Source organism: Microcoleus sp. S36b_A4, from assembly GCF_036700645.1.
Lineage (GTDB): Bacteria > Cyanobacteriota > Cyanobacteriia > Cyanobacteriales > Microcoleaceae > Microcoleus.
The window spans coordinates 84,413-110,448 of the sequence record NZ_JAUBPI010000007.1; the positions used below are offsets into that span (position 1 = coordinate 84,413).

Below are 26,036 nucleotides of genomic sequence, written 5' to 3' on the forward strand. Positions count from 1 at the left end.
CTATAGTTGTGTTAACACGTAACCAATGTCTGAAAATTTTGTTGGTTGAGGATGACCTCGGAGATCCGACAATGATCGAAGACCTTCTAGGGTCATTCAGCGAGTCTCTCTTTCTTCTCCAAACTGTTAAGTCTTTGGAGATAGGAGTTGGGCGTCTGGAAGTAGAGAAGTTTGACGCTGTACTATTAGATTTGTCACTGTCAGACAGCTTAAAGGGAAGCGAGGCGATCGCAGTTTTGAAAGGGCGATGGCCCACATTGCCAATTGTGGTGCTGACAGATATCAACGATGAAAATATTGCCCGGTCAGTATTGCGCTGGGGCGCTCAAGATTGTTTGGTAAAGGGAAGATTTCACCGAACTCTGCTGGTGCGGGCAATCCATTACGCGATCGAACGCCAGCAAATCGAAGAACAATTGCGGCAGCAGGCTCTGCGACAGCGGCTGTTGGGCAAAATGATCGAACATATTCGATCGTCAATAGATCCGGCAAGCATTCTCCAAAGTACCGTTGCAGAAGTGCGCCAATTTCTCCAAACAGACCGCGTTTTAATTTATCGCTGTCAAGATTGGGTGTCTCAATTGGACGGGGAAGAGCAAAAAGGTGCGATCGTCGCAGGTGACGGTTTGCCAGAAGGTTATATTGAAAACCAAAATATTAGTGCTGCTTTGGCGGTGTCATGCTTTGTTTTAGTCGAATCCCAGTCGGTACAAGCAATAGCAGATGTCAACACTGCCCCCTTGGCTGGCAGTTGCAAAGAATTGTTGACAGATTGTGAAATTGCAGCAGTTATCAGCGTGCCAATTTGGCAATCAGGCGATTGGGAAACGGCAAAAGAAACACAAGAAGCTACTGTTTGGGAAGTCGAGAACAATCAAGATGCAGCGGAAAATTATATCTGGCACCAGGCGAGTGGCAAACCGCAGGCGCAGGGTAAAAATTTGCCGGATTCGATCGCAGAAAATAGCAATAGTTTGTGGGGAATGCTGACAGCATACAATTGCAGCGGTGTCCGGGAATGGCAGCAGTGGGAAATAGATTTTTTACAGCACTTGGCAAATCAAGTGGCGATCGCGATCGAACAATCTCAACTCTACCGCAAGCTAGCAATAGCCAATCAAAAATTGCAGCAACTGGCAACTACTGACGGACTGACTGGCATTGCCAATCGTCGCCAGTTCGATCGCGTTTTGAGCTTAGAGTGGCGCAGATTGGGAAGAGAGGAACTGCCGCTGTCTTTAATTATGTTTGACATCGACTTTTTTAAACTTTACAACGAGTTTTATGGGCACCTCGGCGGGGACGATTGTTTGCGCCAAGTGGCGGGGGCGATCGCCAGCGCCACCAACCGGGCTGGGGATTTGACTGCCCGCTACGGTGGCGAAGAATTTGCGCTAGTGCTGCCCAACACTAGCGCCGAAGGGGCAAACGCTGTCGCCCAGAAAATTTGCGACGGCATCGCCAGCTTGAAACTGCCCCACGCGCGATCGTCGATCGGCCCCTACGTTACCCTCAGTTGCGGCATTGCGACAGCGATTCCTTCTGCCCAGGAATCTCCCAACACCCTAATTCGCAGCGCTGACAGCGCCCTTTTTCAAGCCAAAACCGAAGGCAAAAATCGCATTTGTCACGCCAGCAGTAACTCGGAATCTTCTCCGATTTTTATGTAAAAGTTGAAGGTAATATCATTTCCGGTTACACTCCTTATGATGTTGACTGTTGACGGTTGACTGTTCACTGTCAACCGTCAACAGTGAACTCGAATTTACTATGCCGATGCTAACGGATTTGAGATAATTGGTAATTTGTAATAGGGTATAATTCCGATGTTACGGTATTTGATATTAATGAGATGTTGCACCCTTCTCAATTACTTGTTTAGGAACAGGCAAGATGCCTGTTCCACAAGAAAATTCAGTCTTTGTGGAACAGGCATCTTGCCTGTTCTTGAGAATGGTGCAAAATGTGATAGTTTACCCATTTCCGCTTTCCAATTACCAAGTGCTCATTTATTGCCCCAAATTTGAATTCCTACCTGTTAAATTCGACCGCACTGGAATTTCAATCACAAACTCCGCTCCCTCTCCCGGCGTTGAAATACAGCTCAATCTGCCGCCGTGGCGATCGACGATAATCGAGTGAGAAATCGACAATCCCAAACCCGTGCCCTTGCCCACAGGTTTAGTCGTGAAAAACGGGTCAAACAGCCTCGATCGCACGGACTCCGGTATCCCTCGCCCGTTGTCCGCAATCGATACTGCTACGAAGCCCGCACCAGCCTGATAACTGCGAATAGCGATCGTGCTGGGATGTCGATCGCACTCCTCGATCGAACGCTGCTTGTCCCGTTCTTCCAAAGCATCGATCGCATTAATTAAAATATTCATAAATACCTGATTCAACTCGCCCGGAAAACATTCAATTGGCGGCAATAGTTGGTAATCTTTAAATATCTGAATTTCTCCATAACTGCTGTGAGATTTTAACCGATTTTGCAAAATCATCAAAGTGCTATCAATTCCCTCGTGAATGTTAACCGACTTCCCAGCGGACTCGTCCAATCGGGAAAAATTACGCAACGATTTCACAATCTCGACAATTCGCTCGGTTCCTACTTGCATCGAATTAAACAACTTCGGGAAATCCTCAGCAATATAATCCAAGTCTATTTCATCAATTTTCTCCAAGACTTGGGCGGGAGGATGAGGACAGTAATGCTGGTAAACTTTAATCAATTCCAGCAAATCTAAAGTGTAATTGCGAGCCGGACTGAGATTGCCGTGAATAAAGCTAACAGGGTTATTAATTTCGTGAGCAACACCAGCAACTAACTGACCCAAACTCACCATTTTTTCATTTTGAACGAGCTGAGCTTGAGTCGTTCGGAGTTTGTTAATAGCTGCTTCTAACTCTAGCGCTTTTGAACGTTCTCGCGCTTCCGATTCCTGCAAAGCTGACTCGGCTTGTTTGCGATCGGCAATTTCACTTTGTGCTTGCTCAAACAGCATTGATTGCTGGATCGCGATCGCCAACTGCACGCTAATTTGTTTGAGACACTCGACCTCAATTTCCAGCCAGTGGCGGGGGCCCGCGCACTCGTGGGCAATCAATAGCCCCCACAACTTCTCGCCTTGCAAAATCGGCACTACCAAATTAGCTCGCACCTGAAATTGACTTAATAAATTAATGTAACACTCGGAAAGGCCTGCTTTGTAAATATCATCCACAGCTAGAGGGCGACCGTGTTCGTAAGCAGAAGCACAGCTTTCTTCAAAGCAGGAATCTTTAATAGTTATTCCCTGAAGCGACTGCCAATTTTGAGCCACAGACTCGACAGTTATAAAACCGCTCCAATCGGGATTAAAGCGATAAATAACTGTCCGATCTGTTTGCAAAAATTGCCGTACTTCAGCAACAGTTTTTGTCAAAATCTCTTCTAAATTGAGAGAAGAGCGAATCCGTTCCAGCATCGCTACCACTAGGCGTTCCCGCTTTAATTGCTGGCGCAAGATAGCCTCGGCAAGTTTGCGAGTGCTAATATCTTCAATCACAGCAATTACATAGCTAGGTTCCCCAAACCCATCCCGCACTAAAGATACAGTCATATTAGCCCAAACAAATGAACCGTCTTTGCGAATAAAGCGTTTTTCAAGGGAATAATTAAAAATTTCGCCAGCTAACAGTCTGTCACGCGACTCGACATCGGCTGCTACATCTTCGGGGTGAGAAATATCCCCAACATTTCGTGATTTCAGCTCCAATTCTGAGTATCCGACAATATTGCAAAACCCTTGATTGGCATTCAAAAACTGACCGTCTGGCCACACTTTCACAATACCGAGCGCCGCTTGTTCAAATACAGCTCGAAAGCGCTGTTCACTTTCTTGCAAAGCAGTTTCGGCTTTTTTGCGGTGAGTAATGTCCATTGCCGTGCCAAACAGCCTCACCACCTGACCCAACTCATTTTTAACAGATTGTCCTTTAGCGTTAACGTGCCTGATTTCTCCTGATGGAACATAGATGCGGTGGTCGATGTCGTAAGCTGTCCCTTCAGTCACTGCCTTTTGCACAACTTGTGAAAAGCTTTCTTTGTCATCGGGATGAATTTGCTCTAAAAGTTCTTCCATTGTGGGCGGCCGATTCAATTCTCGACCGTAAACTCGAAACAGTTCTTCCGACCAAGTAATAATTCCTGTCTCCCTATCGGATTCCCAATTGCCGATGCGGGCTATTTTTTGGGCTGCTTGCAACTGTTCGGCAAGTTGTTGCAAGGATGCGATTAACTGCGTTTTTTCGGCTTCTGCTGCAACGCGGGCGCTGATATCTTTATGAGTGCCTGTTATCCGCAACGGCGCACCCCATTCGTCGTACTCGACTACCTTGCCCATCGCCAGAATCCACTGCCAATTGCCCGCTTTGTTGAGCATCCGAAATTCAACTTCATAGATATCAGTCTCACCTTCCAAATAGGAATTTAAACATTCCATTACCTTCACTCGGTCTTCTGGATGCAGCAAACTTTCCCAACCTTTGAGGTTATTTTCAATTTCGGTTTCTGCATAGCCAAGCATTGATTTCCAATAAAAGTCGAAATAAGTTTCGCCAGTAGGTATATTCCAATCCCACAGCCCCAAAGAGCTACCTGAAACCGCCAACTGCAATCGCTCTTGACTAAGTTTTAATGCCGATTCGGTGCGTTTTATTTCTGTGAGGTCGGCAATTATGGCTATCATTCCTATCGGTTGACTAGCGCTATTTTTTATGCAGTTAGCTCGTAAGAAAGTTTCTATAATATCGCCATTTTTACTCTTAATTTCTATTTCACTTTCCCAGGAAAAACCTTTCCGCATCACCCTAAATAACTTTCTCAAATCTTGAGATTTAGGGTACATTACTGCTGGGCCCCCGGCATTATTTAGTTCCTCAACTGTATAGCCGTAGCGCTGAATAAATGCTTGATTGTGATAAACGGAATAACCGTCCAAATCTGCGATCGCGATCGCATCACTAGCGCTGTCTACAGCTTGAGTTACCAGGCACAGAGTCAGTTCGGCTTGTTTGCGATCGGTAATGTCAAAAATCGCTCTGTCGAGCCACAAAACTAGCCCTTCTAGATTGTAAGTTGGTCTACCTCTTTCCGACATCCACCGCACCGCCCCGTCAGCACAAACAATCCGGTATTCTAGATTGTACGGCTGTTTTGACTCTACTGCTGCGCTGATTTGCCGATCGACCATTTCCTTGTCTGCCTCGTGGACAATGCTCGCAAAACTCAAGGGGTTGTTGCGAATAAAATCCCCAGCAGGATACCCACTAATTACCTCAATTTCATCGCTAATAAATAGCATCGTCCACTCAGCATCGTACAAGCTGCGGCAGATAGCGCCTGGGATATTCTCAACGAGCGATCGAAATCTGGCTTCGCTCTCCCGCAAAGCTGCTTCAGCCTGTTTTAAATCAGTAATGTCCAGCACCATGCCTTCCCAAACTATATCCCCTTCCTGTCCTATTTCCGTCGGACGATCAACTCGTTCCGGTCTCGAAACCCCTTGCATCCACTTAAGTTTTCCCGACGGTACAATCGCCCGCCATTCCTGCTGCCAGGGCTGCATATCTGCTGCAGAAACAGCAATAGATTCTTCAAATTTTTGACGATCATCTGGATGAATAAAATCAAAAAGTAGTTGAGGATTCTGCTGAATATTTTCTGGTTCCAATTCAAATAAATAGCGGCTGCCAGAAGAAATATAAGGAAAACTTTTATGACCGTCGGTTGAAAGACGAAATTGATAAATTATTCCCGGTAAATTGGCTGCAAGTTGCCGAAGTCTAGCTTCGCTTTCTTGCTGCGCTAATTGTTTGCGCCTATCCTCAGTGATATCTCGAATTATCCCCACGAGAATTTTACTGCCGTCGGTATTTTCAAAGACATTTTTTTTAGTAGACAGAATGTGCTTTGTACCGTTGGCGTCCGTAAATATTTCCTCACTCTCGTTTTCTTTCCCCGTCCTAAACACTTGTTGGTCAGTATGCCAAAAAATTTCAGCTTCTTGTTTTGGGAAAAAGTCATAATCAGATTTGCCCAGCAGTTCCTCGCGCTGCTTACCTATCAGCTTGCAAAAAGCATCATTTAACAGTATCCAGCGGTGCTGTTCATCCTTGACAAAAAGTGGATCGGCAACTGCATCGATTGTATAATTTAAAAACTTTTTACTAGCTTCTAGTTCGGAAAGTGCTAAAATCTTATCTGTAATATCATTGATAGTTCCTGTCGTCCCCTGCGCCTCGCCGTTCCCGCCAAACATAAAAAATTCTTGCACTTCCACCCACCGAATTTCCCCATTTTTGGTAACATATCGACTTTGGTAACAACAGGATATTTCTTGATTTTGTCTTTGACATCTAAACGAATTTAAATATTGGTATTGATCCTCAGAATAAATGTAACTCAAACAGGAAGTTCCTAAGCTTTCATCAACGGTAAATCCGGTAATTTCTGTCCAAGCCGGATTGAGAAAAGTCCAATTGCCAGCAGTATTTGTTTCAAAAACGACTTCTTTGATATTGCCAACAACCTGCTGGTATTTTTCTTGACTTTTTTGCCATTCTGCTTGCCGTTTCTGGCGGGCGATCGCGCACCTAAGCGTCCGCACCAGCAGCCGGCTGTCTACCTGTCTTTTCACCAGATAATCTTGGGCGCCGGCGGCAATTAACTCCACAGCCAGTTCTTCGTCATCGGCCGCTGTCAGAATGACGATCGGAGTATTGATACCGCAACCTTGAATTCGGAAAAAAGTATTAAATTTTGGGCTGTCAGGAAGTGAAAGATCTAATAAAATTACATCAAAAATTTTGTCGCTTAAAATTTCTATCGCTTGCCGGAGGCGAACTACATTGGTGACATCAATTGATTGTCTTAGTTGGGGCTCAGACAGCAGTTCTTGAATGAATTCTGCATCTTCTGCACAATCTTCTACTAAAAGAATTTTTAAACCAGGCGTTAAAGTTGACTCAAAAACAGATGTCATACCATTTTATATTTTATATTTTTGATTTGAGATTTGGAATGACTGATGACTATCGCAGTTGGGTTATTGCGTACAGTAGCATTTTTTTACTGCTATCCTTTTGCTATTTTTTAGTAATTATAAAATCTCAGCAACGGATGCAGCTACCTAGCTCATGATTGGGGAACTTGAAGCACACGCTTTAGAGTGCGCTGTGTGCTTGCCGACCACCCAGATTTATTTGTAGAATTGAGTTGTTCGCTGCAAGTTTTCCGCCTGGCCCCAAACCTAGTGGGCCAAAATTATCATAGTCTTACAAATATTGCAACTTTACTCTATTTTAATTTACAACCTTTGGCAGGGGAATAGCAAGAGGCAAGTCAAAAGAGCGCGGAGTAATCAGGATTGGCATTGCTGATAGCCTTTGAAATTTTAGATTTTAAATTGCCGCTTAAAGCTCGCCTAAAGTTAAATTATTTATTTGTGAAATGGTATTACTACTAAGCTACGAGAATTACCGTTGATTTACAAAATACGCTCTGAGATTGTGTCCGGTTAATTGCCCGCCATTAGCGCTTGTATTGAGCAATGCAAGTCCTCTCTTGATCGAGTAACCAAGACTTGCATTCCTTGCTACAAATTTAATTACAAACTTAATTATGGTTGTCTAACCGGACATAATTTAACTCAGTTGAGTCGCTCAATTTGTCTGCGGTTTGGGCAGCACAACTGTAAATACGCTGCCTTGACCGACATTGCTGCTAATAGCAATCTCACCGTTAAAAGGCTTTAAAAGTTCAATACAAGTATAAAGTCCTAGACCTGTTCCTGTCGGTTCGCCTGCGGTTTTTTCCTCGCCTTTAGGCGGCTTGGATGTGTAAAAAGGGTCAAAAACTTTTGGCAAATCTTCAGATGATATGCCGCATCCCGTATCTGCAATATCCATGTATATGTTCGAGTCGTCTTGCCGAGTCACGATAGTTATTTCTCTGCTTTTCTTTTCCCACATAGCATCCATTGCATTATTGATTAAATTATAAAATACTTGAGAAAGATAGGAATAAATTAATGGAATACTGGCAATTTCTTCGTCATAAAAGTATTTTTTTCTAATTTTATTTTTAAAATACAGGTTGCCTTCCAATAGCTGAATTTCTCGCTGCACTAAATCGTTGATATTCACCGGGTGCAAATCTTGCTTTTGCTCGTTTCGGCTTTTCATCATCAGGGTATCCATGATCTGATTGATTTTTGTGACGGCTTGAAAAATATACTTAGTATAGTTAAACAGAGAGTCTTCTTGAATTTGTGTGGCTTTTGTTTCAATCAAATCGACGCTAGTCTGGATCACTTGCAGGGGACTTTTGAGGTTGTGAACCATGCCCTGAGTCAAACGTCCGATGATGGCTGTTTTTTCCTGGTTTATTAATTGCTTGGTTTTTTGTTCAACAAGTCTTTCAAGGTTTTGGTTGAGGTGGGCAAGTTCGAGGTTTTTTTCTTCGAGTTTTTTTTGCAAGCTGCGGATTGTCAAGTGGGTTTGAATCCGGCTCAAAACTTCTTCGTGCTGGAAAGGCTTAGTGATGTAGTCAACTGCTCCTGTCTGAAAGCCTTTTACTTTATCAGGCGTATCGGAAAGGGCGCTCATAAATATGATGGGAATATCTTGCGTTGACGGGTCTGCTTTCAACCGTCGGCAAGTTTCAAAACCGTCAATTCCTGGCATCATGATATCCAAAAGAATCAAGTCGGGATGGATGTAGTCAATTTGCTCGATCGCACTTTCGCCGTCTAGAGCCACTAATACTTTAAACCCGTAATTCCTTAACAACTCGAAAAGCACGTCAAGATTTGTTTGGTTGTCATCGACAATTAGTATGATGCTTCTGTCGGAATTCTTATCGTTCATATTCAAGGGAAACATTCAAATTTTTGATTTTTGAGTTGTGGGTTGTGACGTTAAATCGGATTCAATGAATTTTTGGCGGCTCTAGAAACCCGGTTGCTTCCTAGATGCTTCTATTTGCAATAACCCTTTGAGGAGCCGGCTGCGAGTCCGGGCCGCCCAAGCAAATTAAGTTGTCGCTTCGCGGGAGGCCACAACACCTAATTGAGAATGGTACTCTGGGCGCGAGATTTAACTGATTTTGAGTTGTCTGTTAGCTACCGTCAATTTTAGGACAAATGTTGCTTCAAAAAATCTCGAATTTGCTTGAGCTGAAATCCTTTAGCAAGTTGGCGCAGGTGATGAACGAAAGGCACTAATGTCGGGTCAGAATGTTCGAGTTTAGCAGTTTCTTCCAGAATAGCTTCAATATCGCCCATTGCAGCCAATCTTAACAACGCCAAGACTGACTCTGAGGCAGGAGACACCATCGTTGAGTCAGCAGCAGCAATCTCAGAAGATGCTTTTGCAGTTTGATCTGTCCGCTTTTTGGTTTGTGCTCTTTCTTCGTAAACCCATTCTAGTCTCAAATGCAGGCGCAATAATTCTAAAAGCTCATTAGTTTGAATCGGCTTGGTGAGAAAATTATCGCAACCTGCAAGTATGCTCTCTTGCTTGGTAGTCTCGTAAACGTTAGCGGACAAAGCAAGGATAACCGTATCTTTTAATTCCGGCAACTGTCGTAGCCGCCTGGTAGCTTCCCAACCGTTCATTACGGGCATCAGCAAATCCATTAAAATTATATCCGGTAGAAATTCCTGTGCTTTGTGCAAGCAGTCTTCGCCGTCTGTAGCTTCTGCAATTTCAAAGCCTAAATGAAAAAGCAGCCTATGCAACATGGCGCGATTTACTTCGTGATCATCCACGATTAGCACTTTCCGCTGGAGGCCGATAAAACCTACAAGCCGCCTTTTTTCTTGCCGGGAGGGGAGTTCCGAAGACTGGGCGACTGCGGGTAAGTCTAGATCCAACCAGAATATGCTGCCTTTGCCAGAGGTACTTTGGACGCAAATTTGGCTGCCCATCATTTTGACTAATTTTTGGCTGATGGAAAGTCCCAGTCCCGTACCTTCAACGAAATTTTTATGATCGCCAACTTGATGAAAAGGCAAAAATATTTCTTCTAATTTATTCTGCCCGATGCCAATGCCGGTATCTTCGATTTGAAAGCGAATTTTAGGGGTAGGGGCACGGCCAGTATTGTCTGTTTTCACCTCGCGCGCTTCTGTTGTTCCTAGCGGCGGGTTAGACATTTGCTCCGCGTCTATATTCGCGGTCAAATTAATTGTTGGAGGGGCAATTTCCGCTGTCAAACTAGAATTTTTGCAGTTGGTTTGAGGATAATTATCGGGGAAAGTTTCTGCATAACCGACTTTGAATGTAACGCTGCCGCTGTTCGTAAACTTAACGGCATTGCTGAGCAAATTAATCAAAACTTGACGCAACCTTTTTTCGTCTGCCAAAATGCCGTCTGGCAGCGCTGACATCTGCTCGTAATTAAAGGCAATTCCTTTTTGAGCAGAGCGCATCTGGAACAAATCAATAATACTTTTCACAAAACTAGAAAAATGCACGTTTGTCAGCGACAGATCCATTTTACTAGCTTCGATTTTTGAGAGGTCTAAAACGTCATTAATCAGCATCAGCAGGTGGTTGCCGCACTGGTGAATGTTGTTAAGGCTTTCCTGCTGATCTGCGGTAAAGTTTTTATCGACTTTGAGCAGTTGGATGTATCCCAAAATGCCGTTCAAAGGCGTCCGCAATTCGTGGCTCATGTTGGCGAGAAAGTCGCTTTTAGCGCGGTTGGCGGATTCGGCGGCTTCTTTAGCTAATTGCAGGGCGGCTTCTGCAAGTTTGCGATCGGCAATTTCGCTTTGTGCTTGTTCAAATAGCATTGATTGCTGAATGGCGATCGCCAACTGCACCCCCAATTGTTTTAGGCACTCTCCCTCCAATTGCTGCCAGGGACGCGGGCCCGTGCAGTGGTGGGCAATTAACAGCCCCCACAAGTTTTCGCCTTGCAAAATCGGCACTACCAGATTCGCTCTAACATCGAGACGAGTCAACAAAGCCAAGTGGCAGTCGGCCAGGCCAGCATTGTGAACATCTTCTATGGCTTTAATTCTGCCGTCTTGGTAAAGAGGAACGTAGGCTGCCCCGAAACAGGGGTCATAAATTTCCATTCCTACAATTGGTCGGACATTTTCGGCAACCGACTCGACAGCGATAAATCCACTCCAATCTGGATTGAATTGGTAAATAATAGTGCGGTCTACTTGCAAAAAATGCCGCACTTCTTCGACGCTTTTGGTAAGAATTTCTTCAAGATTGAGAGAAGATCTAATGCGTTCCAGCATGGCTACTGCCAACTGTTCGCGCTTTAACTTCTGCCGCAAAATCAGTTCAGCTTCTTTGCGTTTTGTGATGTCGGTAATTACTCCAATTAAGCCGATGTAATTTCCATTAATATCTTGAATACTGTCGGCTCGCACCAGAGCAGTTACTGCTTCGTAGCTTTTAGTTTGCAGCGCAACTTCGCCACACCAAGAGCGACCTTGGCGAAGGCTTTTATAGATTTGTTTGTAATTTTTATACCGGACATAAAACGCGGTCATATCGCCAATATCATTGAGTTCTTCCACCGTGTAGCCGTAGCGCTGAATGAAGGCTTGATTGTGGTAAATAGACCGCCCTTTCAAGTCGGCGATCACGATCGCGTCGCTGGTACTTTCGACGGCTTGAGTGACCTGCAGTAAAGCTAATTCTGCTGCTTTGCGATCGCTAATATCCGTCATTGAACCCACCATCCGCAGAGGGTTTCCGGCTTCGTCCCACACTGCTTGAGCGCGGGCGAGAACCCACTTATAGCTACCGTCTTTACACTGCAAGCGGTATTCGGCGGCGTAATTGGGGGTTTGGCGATCGAGATAACTTTGGATCGCTGCTTGCACTCGTGAGTGATCGTCTGGATGGATGCGCTCGATCCATGCGCTGTTGTTGCTGTCGATTTCGCCCTCTGCGTAACCGATAATTTCTTGCCAGCGGGCCGATCGAAAAGCTTCATTTGTTTGAAGATTCAGGTCCCAAATTCCGTCTTGATTGCCTTTGAGAACTAACTGCCAGCGTTCTTCACTTTTACGCAATTCTTCTTCAGCTTGTTTGCGCTGAATATGATCGCCCAACTGAGTCGCTACAGCCTTGACCAACTCTACTATACGCGGTTCCATAATCGAGCGATCGCGCTTGCAGAATACTAAAACTGCCAGCACCTTTGAGCTAGCGTGAATTGGCACTCCGAAACAACCTTTCAATCCGACTGATTTCGCCATTTGCGATCGGGCAAAAAGATGATTTTTGGCTAGAGAAATATCTTCAATCCATTCTACATTTCTGGTTGACCAAATCCGTCCAGGTACTGCCACTCCGGCGGCGAATCTAATTTTTTTACTTTCGCGGCCGAACCTATCTAAATCGCGATCGCTAGCGTACCAAGTTTCGCTGTGTTCCAAAAAAGTACCATTAGCATTCGGTATCCAAGCTTCCGCAAAATTCCAGCCGATCGCATTGCACAGCAACCGCAAAATATCTGGGAGAGCGCTGTGAAAATCTGCCGACTGACTAATAGCTTGAGTTGCTGCCAGCAACAGCTTTATTTCATCTTCTGCTTGCTTGCTTTCTGTAATATCAGTTCCCGTACCGAGAATTTGTTTTAACTTACCGTCTCCTGTTTTCGCAAATACAGTATCTCGGCTGACCATCCAGCGCCAAGAACCATCTTTGTGCCTAATTCGGTATTCAATTTCAAAGATATCTCCTTCGCTGCCTGTTTCTACTTGCAGTAAATAATCAGGCATTTTGATTGAATCTTCGGGGTGGATTAAAGTTGACATCATCCACGGCCCGATTGCCTGAATCTCCTCTACTGTATAGCCGAGAATGTGGTATATAGAAGCGTTCGCATAGATGTTTTTTTGTTCTATTAAGTCATAAACATACAACATATTAGGACTTGCCCCAGCAATTTGTTGAGTTAACCGCTGGCTTTCCCGCAGTGCTGCTTCTGTTTTTTTTCTTTGGGAAATATCGCGAACAATGCAAATGATTTCCCCGTCGGGCAGCATTGTCAGCGAGACATCTATAGGGACTTCCGAGCGGTCGCGACGGCATCCTACTGCTTCGGTGCTGTAAGAACCTTTCTGCACTAAATTCGGCAGGACTTCTTGCTCGAACCTTTGCAGCTCTGCACCTTGGTAGAATATTTTCCAACTGTTACCTAAGATTTCTTCGAGAGAGTCGTAACCGTAGATTTTGAGTCGGGCTGCGTTGCAATAAATCACCTCTTGGTCGGCACTGAATATGGCGATACCTTCGGAAGCGGCAGCCATTGCTGCTGCTTGCCGGTGGAGTTTTGACTCGAAACGTTTGCGATTGGTGATGTCGCGGACGATCGCGATAATTTCGTCATCCGTGCAGAAAACAATTCTCGCTTCAAAATCGTACAATTCATCATTAACTGGCATTTGATATTCTACAACTTGAATCTCGCCAGTGTCGATCGCTTGTTGATTGCCGGACAAGATTTTTTCAGCAAAAGCATGCGGTAATATGTCTTGTGCTTTTTTGCCAATTAATGCTTGTTGTGGTAGGATATTCTCGAAATATTTGGCCGGTTTGAAGTCTACAAAAGTGCCGTCTGCCAGACAGCGAAATATCATGTCTGGTATCGCATTTAAAAGAGCGCGGTTGGTGGCTTCGCTCTTACGCAATTCAGCTTCAGCTTGCTTGCTAAATGTAACGTCGCGAGCCACTGCATAAATCAAACCTTCTTCTGCAAACGGCGATGCTGTCCACGATAGCCATTTATAAGTACCATCTTGGCAAAGATAGCGGTTTTCTAAGCTAATAACGGGGTGGCTTTTTTTAAGCTTTTCTAATTCCGCTAGAGTAATTTCTAGGTCTTCTGGATGCACGAATTCTATCAAAGGTTTGGCTAAGATTTCATCACTGCTATAACCTAATAAATTTGACCAAGCGGGGTTTAATCGTTTGAAATAGCCGTCAAAACCTGCAATGCAAAGTAAATCCAGCGAGAGATTAAAAAATCGATCGCGGTCTTGCTGGGTTTGTTTCAATTCCGTAACATCCATCACCAAACCGTCCCAAACTATATCGCCGTTGGCTTGCTTTTCTGGCTTTGACGCGCCTTGCAGCCATTTCACTCGATCTCCCATAACTTGCCGCCACTGGTGTTGCCAAGCTTGCTGAGTCGTCGCTGAATTTGCGATCGATCGCTGCAAGTCTGAGATGTCGTCCGGGTGAACAGTTGCAAAAGCCAACGTGGCATTTTCTTCTATTTGTTCTGGCTTTAAATTGTAGAGCTGCCAACTGCCAGAAGAAACGTAAGTAAAAGATGTTTTTCCATTTCCATAAAGCCGATATTGATAAATCATTCCCGGCACGTTGTCCGTCATTATTTGAAATCGAGCTTCGCTTTCCTGCAACGCTATTTGCTGGCGTTTGTAGTCAGTCACATCTCGCATTGTTCCGACCAACATTTTAGTCCCATCGGCTTTTTTAAATACTGTTTTTTTAGTAGATATAATGCGTTCTTGACCGCCGCCATCGGTAAACAATTCTTCTGTTTCCTCAGCAAAACTTCTTTGCAATACTTGCTCGTCTCGTTGCCCAAAAAAAGCCGCTTGTGCTGGGGGTAAAAAATCGTATCCTGACTTGCCAATCAGTTCCGATCGCCTTTTTCCTATCAAATTGCAAAAAGCATCGTTTAATACGATCCATCTGTGCTGCTCATCTTTGACAAAAATCGGGTCAGGAGTAGAATTAATTGTGTGATTTAAAAACTCTTCTGATGCTTTTAATTGAGCTTCGTAACGGTAGCGATCGCTCACGTCCAAGACTACTTTAATCAGGTGGTCGATCGAGCCGTCTAGGGCGCGAATACAGCGCAGGGAAACTCTAGTATAAACTGTTTGTCCGTCTTTTCTGCGCCACCTTTTGTCTAGAACATAGCCTTCACTCTCCCCTGCAAAAATTTTTTTTAACTGTTCTAAACTTGCCTGCAAGTCTTCAGGAAAAACCCACATCTCCCAATTCTCATGCCAAAAATCCTGGCGATCGTATCCCAGCAAATCGCACAAAGCATCGTTCACTTCTAACCACTCGCATTTTTCTGGTGCTGAGGGGGAAATAGGAGGAGCAAGAATGGCAATTCCGACGAGAGAATTCTCGACTACCGAGCGATATTTTTCTTCACTTTTTCGCAAAGCTTCTTGGTTGTGCTGTCGCTCGACTGCGTAACGAAGCGATCTAATTAACACTTCGCTGTCGATTTTTCGCTTCACTAGATAATCTTGAGCTCCGGCTTGGATTGACTGCACGGCAAGCTCTTCATCGTTGCGGGCAGTCAGTACGACAATCGGAGTATTTAGGCTATATTCTTGTATTTTGACAATTGTATTTAAGTCTTGGCTATCGGGCAGCGAAAGATCTAGTAAAATCACATCAAAATGTTCGCTGACCAAAAGTTGCTGCGCTTTGCTGAGACGGTCTGTACAACTTACTGATAGCCTTTGGGGTTCGGCTCTACTGACATTTGTTTCTAATAATAATTCTTCGATCAGATCGGCTTCTGCTTGATTGTCTTCGACCAGAAGAACTTTAAAGCCGTTTCGCTTTGCGGGTGGGCTCAAAACTGATATCATATACCTTATTTTTTGTCAGAAGGCAGTGTAGCCAACTATTATAGCATATAAAGAATTGTCTAGCCACAAATCCTGCCGTTACCAGTTAAAAACTCTTTGGTTCAACAATTACAATGCACTTTATCTCAGATGTTGGACGGTTCTAAAGAAGGGGTTTTCCTGCCGATTTCACAAATAGTAAATTTTCTGGGGAGGGTTTCTTCTAACCAGCCCTTAAAAGGCTTATTAAAAATGGTACAATATCTGATATCTATGCGATTGTGTTTTTCCTCTAAGTAGGCTAACGCAATCAGGGGGAAATTTTTTAAGGTTTTTAGACGCTGGGTTTCAGGAGGAAACTAAGCTGCTTAGTATTTTTTTCGGCGATCGCCCCTGTGACACGATGTTAGATTTTAGATTTAGTCCACAGATGAATCGGGGATGTGGAACTAGAATCTCCAATTTTCGGCGACTCACGACTCTTCTCGGAAAATAAGTATCGGTTTTTGGGCGGGTTCAGCCGATCGCGCGATCGAACCCCACCCTTTATTGCCATTGGATTCCGCTACCAACACAATCCAAGCTATCTCCCCACACCCATGAGCGCTCAACGCCAAAAAAGCCGTGGGAAATATCTTCGCTATTCATATTTTTACCCCTTCTTTTATAATACCTTACATAAACTCATTACTGCAATTTCTTTACTTTTTGCAATCAAATAAAATATCTCCATAGGCCTTGCTATTTAGCCAAAAAGTGATAGTCTTTAAATAGAGGCAATCGAAAATTCGGTTGATACAGCCTAGGAGAAAAATTGAGAATTTTTGTAACAAAATTACAATTCCCAATAAACTGTCTTTTGTTTACTGTCCTTTGACCGAAATGAGCTGAAGTTGAGAGGAAAAAAGCAATGCTCGACAATTTAGCAATTGAAAAAAAAACCGGTTTAATTCCCAAAGAAAAAGCCTTAGTATTGTTGTTTGATGAAGTCGGCATCGCCGACATCCCATTAGTAGGGGGAAAAAATGCTTCTTTGGGCGAAATGATTCAACAGTTAAGCCCCCAAGGAGTTAGAGTTCCCAACGGATTTGCAACTACAGCATATGCTTACCGGTACTTCATCCAGTCAGCGGGTTTAGAAGCTAAATTGCGCGAAATTTTTGCCGATTTAGACGTAGAAGATCTGCAGAACCTGCGACAAAAAGGCAAGCAAGCGCGGGCACTGATTCTCGACACACCATTTCCGCGAGAACTCCAAGCGGCGATCGCGGATGCTTACGAAAAATTGTGCGATCGCTACGGCGACAGTACAGACGTAGCAGTGCGTTCCTCTGCCACAGCCGAAGACTTACCCGACGCCAGTTTCGCGGGACAGCAAGAAACCTACCTCAACGTCCAAGCTTGCGCTGGCGTCCTCGAATGCTGTCACAAATGCTTTGCTTCCATATTCACAGATCGCGCGATTTCCTACCGCCAACAGCGGGGATTCGACCACTTTGAAGTCGCCCTATCAGTCGGCGTCCAAAAAATGGTGCGATCGGACTTAGCATCCTCCGGCGTCATGTTCAGCATCGACACCGAAACCGGATTCAAAAACGCCGTATTAGTAACCGCCGCCTACGGATTAGGCGAAAACGTCGTCCAAGGCACCGTCAACCCCGACGAATACTTCGTCTTTAAACCAACCTTAAAACAAGGTTTTCGTCCGATTTTAGACAAACGTCTCGGCAGCAAAACCCTCAAAATGGTGTACGATATCGGCGGTTCTAAATACACCAAAAACGTCTCCGTCATCGCAGCCGAAAAAAATAAATTTGCCATCCAAGATGATGAAATTATGCAACTCGCAAAATGGGCCGTCATCATCGAAGAACACTACTCTAAAGTGCGCGGGACTTATACCCCGATGGATATTGAGTGGGCAAAAGACGGCAATACGGGCGAATTGTTTATCGTCCAAGCACGACCCGAAACAGTACAATCTCAAAAATCTGCTAAAGTTTTGCGAAACTACAAATTGCAAGGTAGCAGTGGAGTTTTAGCAAAAGGACGCGCCGTTGGCGAATCAATCGGACAAGGCAAAGCCCGCGTAATTTTAGATGTTCACCGAATCGCTGAATTTCAATCAGGAGAAGTTTTAGTTACCAACAAAACAGACCCCGATTGGGAACCGATTATGAAAAAAGCAAGTGCGATCGTCACCAATTCCGGTGGTCGCACTTGTCACGCCGCCATCATCGCCAGAGAAATGGGAATTCCCGCCATTGTCGGCACTGGCGACGCCACCCAAATCTTGAAAAACGGGCAAGAAATCACTGTTTCTTGTTCCGAAGGAGACGAAGGCAAAGTTTATGCCGGTTTGCTTCCTTTTGAAATTCAAGAAACTGCGATCGAGAATTTACCCCGCACCCGCACTCAAATTTTAATGAATGTCGGGAACCCAGAAGAAGCCTTTGGTTTATCCGCAATTCCTTGCGACGGCGTAGGCTTAGCGCGGTTGGAATTCATAATTGCCAATCACATTAAAGCACACCCGCTGGCACTGATTCACTTTGACGAATTGGTGGATGAATCAGTCAAAGAAGAAATTGCAGAACTGACAGCACTTTACCAACACAAACCCGATTTCTTCACCGACAAACTCGCCCACGGAATTGCCACAATTGCCGCCGCATTTTATCCAAATCCAGTTATTGTGCGGATGAGCGATTTCAAGAGCAACGAATATGCTAATCTTTTGGGAGGGCGGCAGTTTGAACCCAAGGAAGAAAACCCGATGATCGGGTGGCGTGGCGCCTCTCGCTATTACGACCCAAATTACCGCGAAGCTTACGCTTTAGAATGCAAAGCATTAAAGCGAGTTCGCGACGAAATGGGCTTGACAAATGTGATTCCGATGATTCCATTTTGTCGCACCCCGGATGAAGGGCGAAAAGTGTTAGCCGAGATGGCAAAACACGGTTTAGTTAAGGGCGAGAACGGCTTGCAAGTGTATGTGATGTGCGAATTGCCGAGCAATGTTATATTTGCTGACGAATTTGCCCAAGTTTTTGACGGATTCTCGATCGGCTCTAACGATTTAACTCAGTTAACATTAGGATTAGACCGGGATTCTGCTTTGGTCGCACACATTTTTGACGAACGGAATGAAGCTGTCAAGCGCATGGTAGCAATTGCCATTAAAGCGGCCAAGAAGTACGATCGCAAGATTGGGATTTGCGGTCAAGCGCCCAGCGATTATCCTGAGTTTGCTCGTTTCTTGGTTGAGTTGGGAATTGATTCGATTAGTTTGAATCCCGATTCGGTTTTGAAGACTTTGTTGGATGTTGCTAAGGTGGAAGGTGCGGGTTCGTTGATGGATTTAGCGGGGGATATTGCTAAGGTTTAACCGTTTTGGTTTTGAAGAGCAACCGGGTTTCTCAAAAAGTTTGTGGGATGGGCGTCCCGCCCGTCCCACAATAACAATTAAAATTGTAAGTTATTTAATTCGCCTTCCTCAGCCGCCAGCTAACGGTTAACACAGGGGCGGCATAGTTTGAGACTTGATCGGGAACTTTTCTTATTTAAAACCGTCTTGTCGAGGAGGATTTTTTGTTGCCGATCGCCTAAATTAAAACAAATATTCTCCACATAAGCTCTGAAAAAGTGCTAACTGCTCTCCTGATTATTTTCATAGGTTTAGCTCCGTCGGTGCTGTCTTTGTGGGTGATGCGCTCTGCCCAAAGCCAAGCCCGCGATAGAATTGCTGCGGCCAGACAGGCGGTAGCGAATAGATCCATGCGAACTCAACTACAAACTGCCGATCGCACTTACATACAAAGCCTCGGTTATGCGATCGGCGATATCACTTGCGAGTATAACGCCCGCTCTAATTACATTCGCTGCGCGGTCAATCCTTCTGGGCCCTGTCAAGATTGTCGGTACTACCAAGCCAGAGCTCTTGACGCTCGTGGTGAAAAGATATAGCTTATATTGGTGCTTGTATCTACGCCTATTTGCGGATGTAATAATCAATGAGTTAATATGTACTTACGTGTAAGGATTATGGTTGAAGCTTGTTTTGGACGAACCCCGCCCAAACTCAGCAGTTAAAACCTATTCGAGCATTATTGCTTGGTTACAGTTGGTGGTTAAAGTTGCCATAACAGGGGAATTGCGATCGGTGTTTTTTTAGTTGAGGATTTACGATCAGAAACGAAGTTTAGATAATAAATTTTGGTTGGGTGGCGAGAAATCTAGAAATAAATTGGGTTTCTAGTCTCCTGCGCGTAACTCCTGCAGTTAAAAAAATTAGCCAACAAAAATCGTAAGTAGCTGAGGGGCCAGTCTCTAAATCAGTTTCTCCCAAACATCATGAAAAATTCTGCACGAAACATTGTTCCGAGCTTTTATCTTAAACAGAAACCAGCTCCAAGACTAGCTTGTTGATAGTTTGAGAAGTTGCTTGTGGGCAGCACTAATCTGTTTTTGCGATCGTCGCGAAACAATCTCAAACCTAGATTGCTATCTCCAGACTGCAAGTCATGAATTTTTAAGACGCTTCGTCGATACAGGGTATGCCAATTTCAATTGAATCTCATATGTTGCACCATTTTCAAGAATAGGCTTTGTGGCCTATTCCACAACAAGTGAATTTTTTTATGGGCTGGGCAGCAGAACTACCCATAGAAAGGTTATTGAGAATGGTAAAAGATCTCAGTTGAATGACACTTCGGGCAAGGTCGGCATAATTATGTGACGACTATCACTCCCTAATTAATGTCTGGTTGCTATTGTGAATAGGGCTTGCACACCAAAAGCAAAGAAACCGAGTTTTTTACCGGGAGCGAGGGCTGCAAAGAAGTCTTTTCGTCCCTCAAACCAGGTTTATAGGTCTAGAAATAGTGAATTTTATCTGCAAATAAAGTGCATTAGACGATTTACAGAAAACCTCATTAAGTAAATTTTTGAGAACTGGTGTTATTATCTACTGCGCGATGTAAGAGATAAGCGTGTAACAGATACACTCGCTAACAGAAAAGAAAAAAGTCGAAAGCCAAATATCACCCGATACAGAGATTCTGGGGATTTAAACCCCAAATCCTTAGCGCTTCTGCCGACGATCTTGGCAATGCTATTAAATATCAAGATAGCCGGGCTTTGTGCTGAGTAAAATTCGCTTTTTGCTCTTGATTTAAGTCAAGCTGCACCGCCTCTTACTCTGCAATTAAACCTTTTCAAGAAGTGATAATGATCATCGGGAAATGGGTACATCATCTACAATTCGTGAGCCAATTTGACCATGCGAAGCATCTCCAACAAACCAATTTTTATCACCCCCAAAATATGTGACTCCACCGCAAGGATTGCGGTCGCAAAATCCCGAACAACCGCAACTTATCATCAGAAAAAAAACATAAAACAAGTAAAAACAGAGGAGTGTTTCCTGTCCCAGAAACTGCGTGGCGACAGGGGAATTGGGCATCCCCACAGAGAATTTTTGCGAGCTACCGAGTCTCTGGGTGTCCAGACTCTAAAAAATGTACTGTTCCTCGATGCCAGAGTAGAGAACTGCGACAGCTTGGCAAGAGGAGGAACAGCCGATACAGAGGTATTTGTATTGGACTCGACGGGGGATGGAGTCGAGCAAATTACTAGAGTTTTGGCTAATTACAGCGATTTAGACAGCCTTCAGATAGTTTCTCACGGTCGAGAAGCGGGGGTGCAGCTAGGGTCGATCGAACTCTGCAGCGACAACTTAGAAACTTACAGCCATTTCCTACAGCAGTGGGGAAAAGCCCTCAGCGAGAGAGGAGGTATTTTGTTATTCGGATGCAGCGTCGCAGCAGGGGAAAGCGGCGAGGCCTTCGTGCGGCGGCTGAGCTTGATAGTCGGTGCAGATATTGCAGCTTCCGACAACTTGACGGGGAGTGCGGCACTCGGTGGCGACTGGGAATTAAAATTTGCGACCGGGGAAATAAAAGCGAGAATCGCCATTGAAAAAGAAGTGCTCGCAGCCTACCCTTACGCCCTCGGCACATTAGTTAACGAAACTTTCAAAAACTCCACAGTTAGGGGGCCTTGGATTTACGGGGGAAACGACGGGGCACTGTTTGATCCCAGCAACGGGGTTGCAGCAGCCAATCAACGTATCCCCGGCATTACCGGAGGCACTGTATCCGGCGTACTTCCGGCTTTGGGCGGTGCAAGTCCCGGCGATGGCGCTCTGCTATTAACTCCAGCAGTAAACCTTCGAGAAGCCTTCGTCATCTACAACAACCCCATTCCTTCAACCGACGGTATCAGAGTTCAGTTTGATTTTTATTCTTACGGTTCAAACCAGCAATCTAATACTCCGCAACCATTTATTACCCCTCAGCCTGGGGACGGGCTGGGTTTCTTCCTGATTGACGGCACTGTTAGCCCAACCAGGACTGGGGGTTATGGCGGTTCTGTGGCTTACGCTCCACGAACGGGTATACCCGGTATTGAGGGAGGTTATTTAGGCATTGGGCTCGACGAGTTTGGCAATTTTTCAACGTCTACAGAAGGGCGCTCTGGCCCACAGCCACCTCCGATTCCCGGCTCCTCTATTGGTTCTTTCAGACCTGATTCAGTAACTGTTAGAGGAAATCAAGCAAACGGTTATCGGTTTTTAACAAATGCGATCGTTCCCTTCGGCATCGATAACATTCCTACGAGTATTAACTTTATCGGCCCTCCCGGCACCACTTTTAACTTCAGCAATACGTTCACGAGCGATCGCAATTTAGCCAAAAGATCCGTTCAAATTACGCTGAATCCATCTAACGATCCGGTGGAACCTTCTCGCCTCACCGTTGCCTTCGATGAAAATTTAGACGGCATCTACGAAACTACATTGATCGACATCCGCAACTTAGCAACTGAAAACGGCCCAGTACCGCCAATTTTCAAATTTGGTTTTGGCAGTTCCACAGGAGCCGCCAACAACATTCACGAACTTCAAAACCTGGTAGTTGAAACTATCAATCCTCCGAGTATCGCCGCTGAGGTTGCCACTATCAAGACCGGTCCGCAGTTCGTCAAATCCGAAGGCAGCATTACCTACACGATTACTACAGTAAACAAGGGGCCAGCGCCTGCTACAAATGTTCTGATTCAAGACGAAATACCTTTAGAACTGCTGCGTCCGGGCGGATTGCCGCCAATTCTCAGTGCCTCCAACAACGGCACTTACGTGAACCAAACCAAGGCCGTCACCTGGCCGTTAATTCCGGTTCTCAATGCCGGCGAGACTGTGACTTACACCCTGACAATTGATTTGCCGCCCGGTTTAACCAGCGGTAGCAGTTTTGCCAACGTTGCATTCAGCACTAGCTCGACTTTCGACCCCGACCTCAGTAACAACAGCGGTGTACTTGCGCCAGGGCAAATCGAGGGGCCTGGTGTAGTCTCTACCACAGTGGTTGATACAGTCGCGGATTTAGTTACTACCAAAAGTGGCCCTGTGACTACCTCGGCCGGGTCAAGCGTCACCTACACATTGACTACCACTAACATAGGCCCCGACCCGGCTGCCGATGTGACCATCACTGACAGCATTATTCCGGGTTTAACAGGAGTCAGCGTATCGGACGGCGGGACTTACGACCGTGTTTCGGGCATTGTCACCTTTCCAGCACTGACGGCGCTGGCAAATGCGGCTACTGCGACCCGCACTGTCAGTTTCAGTGCCCCAGCCACCGTTACTGCCATCAGCAACACGGCCCGGAGTAGCGCGGCGACTTTCGATCCGATCGTCACTAACAACAACGGTTCGACAACCAACAAAGACGGCACTCCCACTAACTCTACGGTTACGACAAGTATTGCGCCCAACGCCGACCTCGCAACCACAAAAACGGGCTCTACGAGTGCTAATGCTGGTAGTTCGGTCAGCTATACGATCGCCACAGTCAACTTAGGACCGAGTCCTGCAGAAGCTGTAACCATCACGGACAGCATAGTTCCTGGGTTAACCGGAGTCACGGCATCGAACGGCGGCGTTTACGATCCACTAACCGGCATTGTCACCTTCGCGCCCGTGGCAATCGCCAACGCGGAGACTGTCACCCGAACGCTCAACTTCACAGTACCGCCCACCCTAACTTCCATCAGCAACACGGCCAGAAGTACCTCCATCACTTCCGACTCAACTCCGGCCAACAACAACGGTACAAACCCCAACGCCACCGTCACCACATCGATCGAGCCTGTGGCCGATGTTGTCACCCAAAAAACGGCTCCGGCCAGCATCAAGGTGGGCGACACCCTCCTTTATACAATTACTACTACCAACAACGGGCCGAGTCCTGCGACCAACGTAGTCATCACCGACAGCCTGATTCCCGGCTTAAGTAATGTCAGCGTGTTCGATGGCGGAACCTACAATGCTGCCACAGGAGTGATCGAGTTCCCAGCGATCGCGACTTTAGCCAGCGGCAGCAGTGTCACCCGCCGCCTAATTTTTGTACCCCCGCCTACCCTGACGAGCATCACCAACATTGTATTAAGTCGATCGTCCACTTTTGACCCGGACTTAACAAACAACAACGGCTCGACAGTCGCAGTGCCGGGTGAAGCGGGGGGTCAAGTCATTACCTCGATCGAGCCTGTGGCCGACCTGGTTACGTCCAAGAGCGGTCTCACATCTGCTCCTGCTGGTAGTTCCGTGACTTATACTATAACTACTGCCAACAATGGGCCGAATGCTGCTGAAAACGTAGTGATTACAGACAGCATCATTCCCGGTTTAACGGGAGTCAGCGCATCCGATAACGGCACTTACGACCCGGTGACAGGGGTTGTCACCTTCCCAACAATTCCCAGTTTGACTAGCGGCAGCAACATCAACCGCGAGGTAACATTAGTCGTTCCAGCGACGGGCACTATTAGCAATACTTCCCAGAGTCGATCGACCACTTTTGACCCCGAACCCAGCAATAACAACGGTTCCGAGTCCAGAGCCACCGTCACCACCGCCATTTTACTCGCCCAGCCCACACCCAACAAACCTCCATCAGCCAACAGCAGCAACGCTGCGCTAGCGCCAAACAGCGTTGTCCAAATTAGCGGACTCGGAGGCGGAGACTCTGACGGCACAGTGGTTACATTCACCATCAGCACCCTGCCACCGACAAATCAGGGCGTCCTGTTCTTGGGCGACCCCGCAACGGGGGGAATCGCTGTCACAGCAGGTCAAATCCTGACAGCCGAGCAAATGACACAGTTATTCTTCCAGTCGGCCGGCAATTTCACAGGAGCTAATTTTACCTACAGCAGCCAGGACAATCTCGGTGGCAGCAGTCCTGCCGCCACAGTTTCTCTGCTGTCGCTGGCGTTCAACTACCCGCCGGTACCCACAAACTTCAGCAAGACCCTGGCGCCAGACAGCACAGTCAACCTCACAGGGCTGACGGCCAAAGACCCCGACGACTCGATCGAATTCTTCACTATCAACACCCTACCGGCGACCAATCAAGGCGTCCTGTTCTTGGGCGACCCCAGTCAGGGAATCCGGGTCACGGCAGGCCAAAGACTTAGCACAACTCAAATCAGCCAGTTATTCTTCCAAGCAACCAGCGAATTCGCCGCCACCAACTTTACCTACAGCGCCACAGACCGCCGCGGCGCCATCAGTCCAGCCCCCGCTACAGCCTCCCTGCTAGCACTATTACCTCCCATCGACCAGCCACCCGTCGCCAACAACTCCAGCGTCGCTTTGTTGCTGGAAACAACCGTGAACATCCCCGGACTCGGAGGAACCGACCCAGACGGGACGGTGGTTTCCTTTACCGTAAACACCTTGCCGCCACCCAATGAAGGTACGCTGTTCTTAGGCGAACCCAGCCAAGGAGTGCGGGTCACGGCAGGTCAAACCCTTACAGCCGAGCAAATTACCCAGTTGTTCTTCCAGGCATCGGGCAATTTCATAGGGGCTAACTTCACCTACAGCGCTACAGATAACCTCGGCGCCACCAGTGCGGCAGTCGCCACTGTCTCTCTCATTCCCCTTAAGGGACCGATACCGACGCCGACACCGGTGCCGACACCACCAACACCGGCACCCGCGCCGATACCCGCGCCGATACCACCAACACCCACACCCGCGCCGATACCCGCGCCGATACCACCAACACCCACACCCGCAGCGGAACCAACACCCACACCCGCGCCGATACCACCAACACCCACACCCGCGCCGATACCACCAACACCCACACCTGCAGCGGAACCAACACCCACACCACCCGTCCCGGAACCAACACCCACACCACGCATCCCAGAACCAACACCCACACCACGCATCCCAGAACCAACACCCACACCACGCATCCCAGAACCAACACCCACACCACGCATCCCAGAACCAACACCCACACCACGCAT

At 46.3% G+C, this 26,036-nt stretch carries 7 protein-coding genes; 4 read left to right on the forward strand and 3 right to left on the reverse strand.

Annotation, left to right across the window (positions count from 1 at the left end):
* Window positions 1-8: 8 nt before the first annotated feature.
* Window positions 9-1,670, forward strand: coding sequence for a diguanylate cyclase domain-containing protein (locus QUA03_RS04035; protein ID WP_333209873.1), 1,662 nt, complete (start codon window positions 9-11; stop codon window positions 1,668-1,670).
* 339 nt (window positions 1,671-2,009) lie between these two features.
* Here the strand turns inward: QUA03_RS04035 and QUA03_RS04040 are convergent, their stop codons facing one another.
* The 3 genes from QUA03_RS04040 to QUA03_RS04050 form a co-directional block, all read right to left on the reverse strand.
* Window positions 2,010-7,028 carry a PAS domain S-box protein gene (locus tag QUA03_RS04040; protein WP_333209875.1) on the reverse strand — a complete coding sequence of 1,673 codons (5,019 nt, stop codon included), beginning with the start codon at window positions 7,026-7,028 and terminating at the stop codon, window positions 2,010-2,012.
* 679 nt (window positions 7,029-7,707) lie between these two features.
* Window positions 7,708-8,913 (reverse strand): hybrid sensor histidine kinase/response regulator, encoded by a 1,206-nt coding sequence (locus QUA03_RS04045; RefSeq protein WP_333270584.1) that lies wholly within the window; start codon window positions 8,911-8,913, stop codon window positions 7,708-7,710.
* Between the two features lie 266 nt (window positions 8,914-9,179).
* Window positions 9,180-15,668, reverse strand: a complete 6,489-nt coding sequence (locus QUA03_RS04050) for a PAS domain S-box protein (RefSeq protein ID WP_333209879.1) — start codon at window positions 15,666-15,668, stop codon at window positions 9,180-9,182.
* Between the two features lie 889 nt (window positions 15,669-16,557).
* On the opposite strand from QUA03_RS04050, the gene ppsA reads away from it, so the two are divergent.
* The 3 genes from ppsA to QUA03_RS04065 form a co-directional block, all read left to right on the forward strand.
* On the forward strand, window positions 16,558-19,035 hold the full coding sequence (ppsA, locus tag QUA03_RS04055) for a phosphoenolpyruvate synthase (RefSeq protein ID WP_333209881.1): 2,478 nt from the start codon (window positions 16,558-16,560) through the stop codon (window positions 19,033-19,035).
* 257 nt (window positions 19,036-19,292) lie between these two features.
* On the forward strand, window positions 19,293-19,613 hold the full coding sequence (locus QUA03_RS04060) for a DUF6464 family protein (protein WP_333209883.1): 321 nt from the start codon (window positions 19,293-19,295) through the stop codon (window positions 19,611-19,613).
* 1,513 nt (window positions 19,614-21,126) lie between these two features.
* Window positions 21,127-26,036: DUF4347 domain-containing protein (locus QUA03_RS04065; protein ID WP_333209885.1), on the forward strand; the 4,910-nt coding region annotated here is incomplete at its 3' end.

Excerpts from the sequence above, each read along its gene's own strand:
- QUA03_RS04050 (WP_333209879.1), bottom strand. The coding sequence starts at position 15,668 with ATGATATCAGTTTTGAGCCCACCCGCAAAGCGAAACGGCTTTAAAGTT.
- QUA03_RS04040 (WP_333209875.1), bottom strand. The coding sequence starts at position 7,028 with ATGACATCTGTTTTTGAGTCAACTTTAACGCCTGGTTTAAAAATTCTT.
- QUA03_RS04045 (WP_333270584.1), bottom strand. The coding sequence starts at position 8,913 with ATGAACGATAAGAATTCCGACAGAAGCATCATACTAATTGTCGATGAC.
- ppsA (WP_333209881.1), top strand. The coding sequence starts at position 16,558 with ATGCTCGACAATTTAGCAATTGAAAAAAAAACCGGTTTAATTCCCAAA.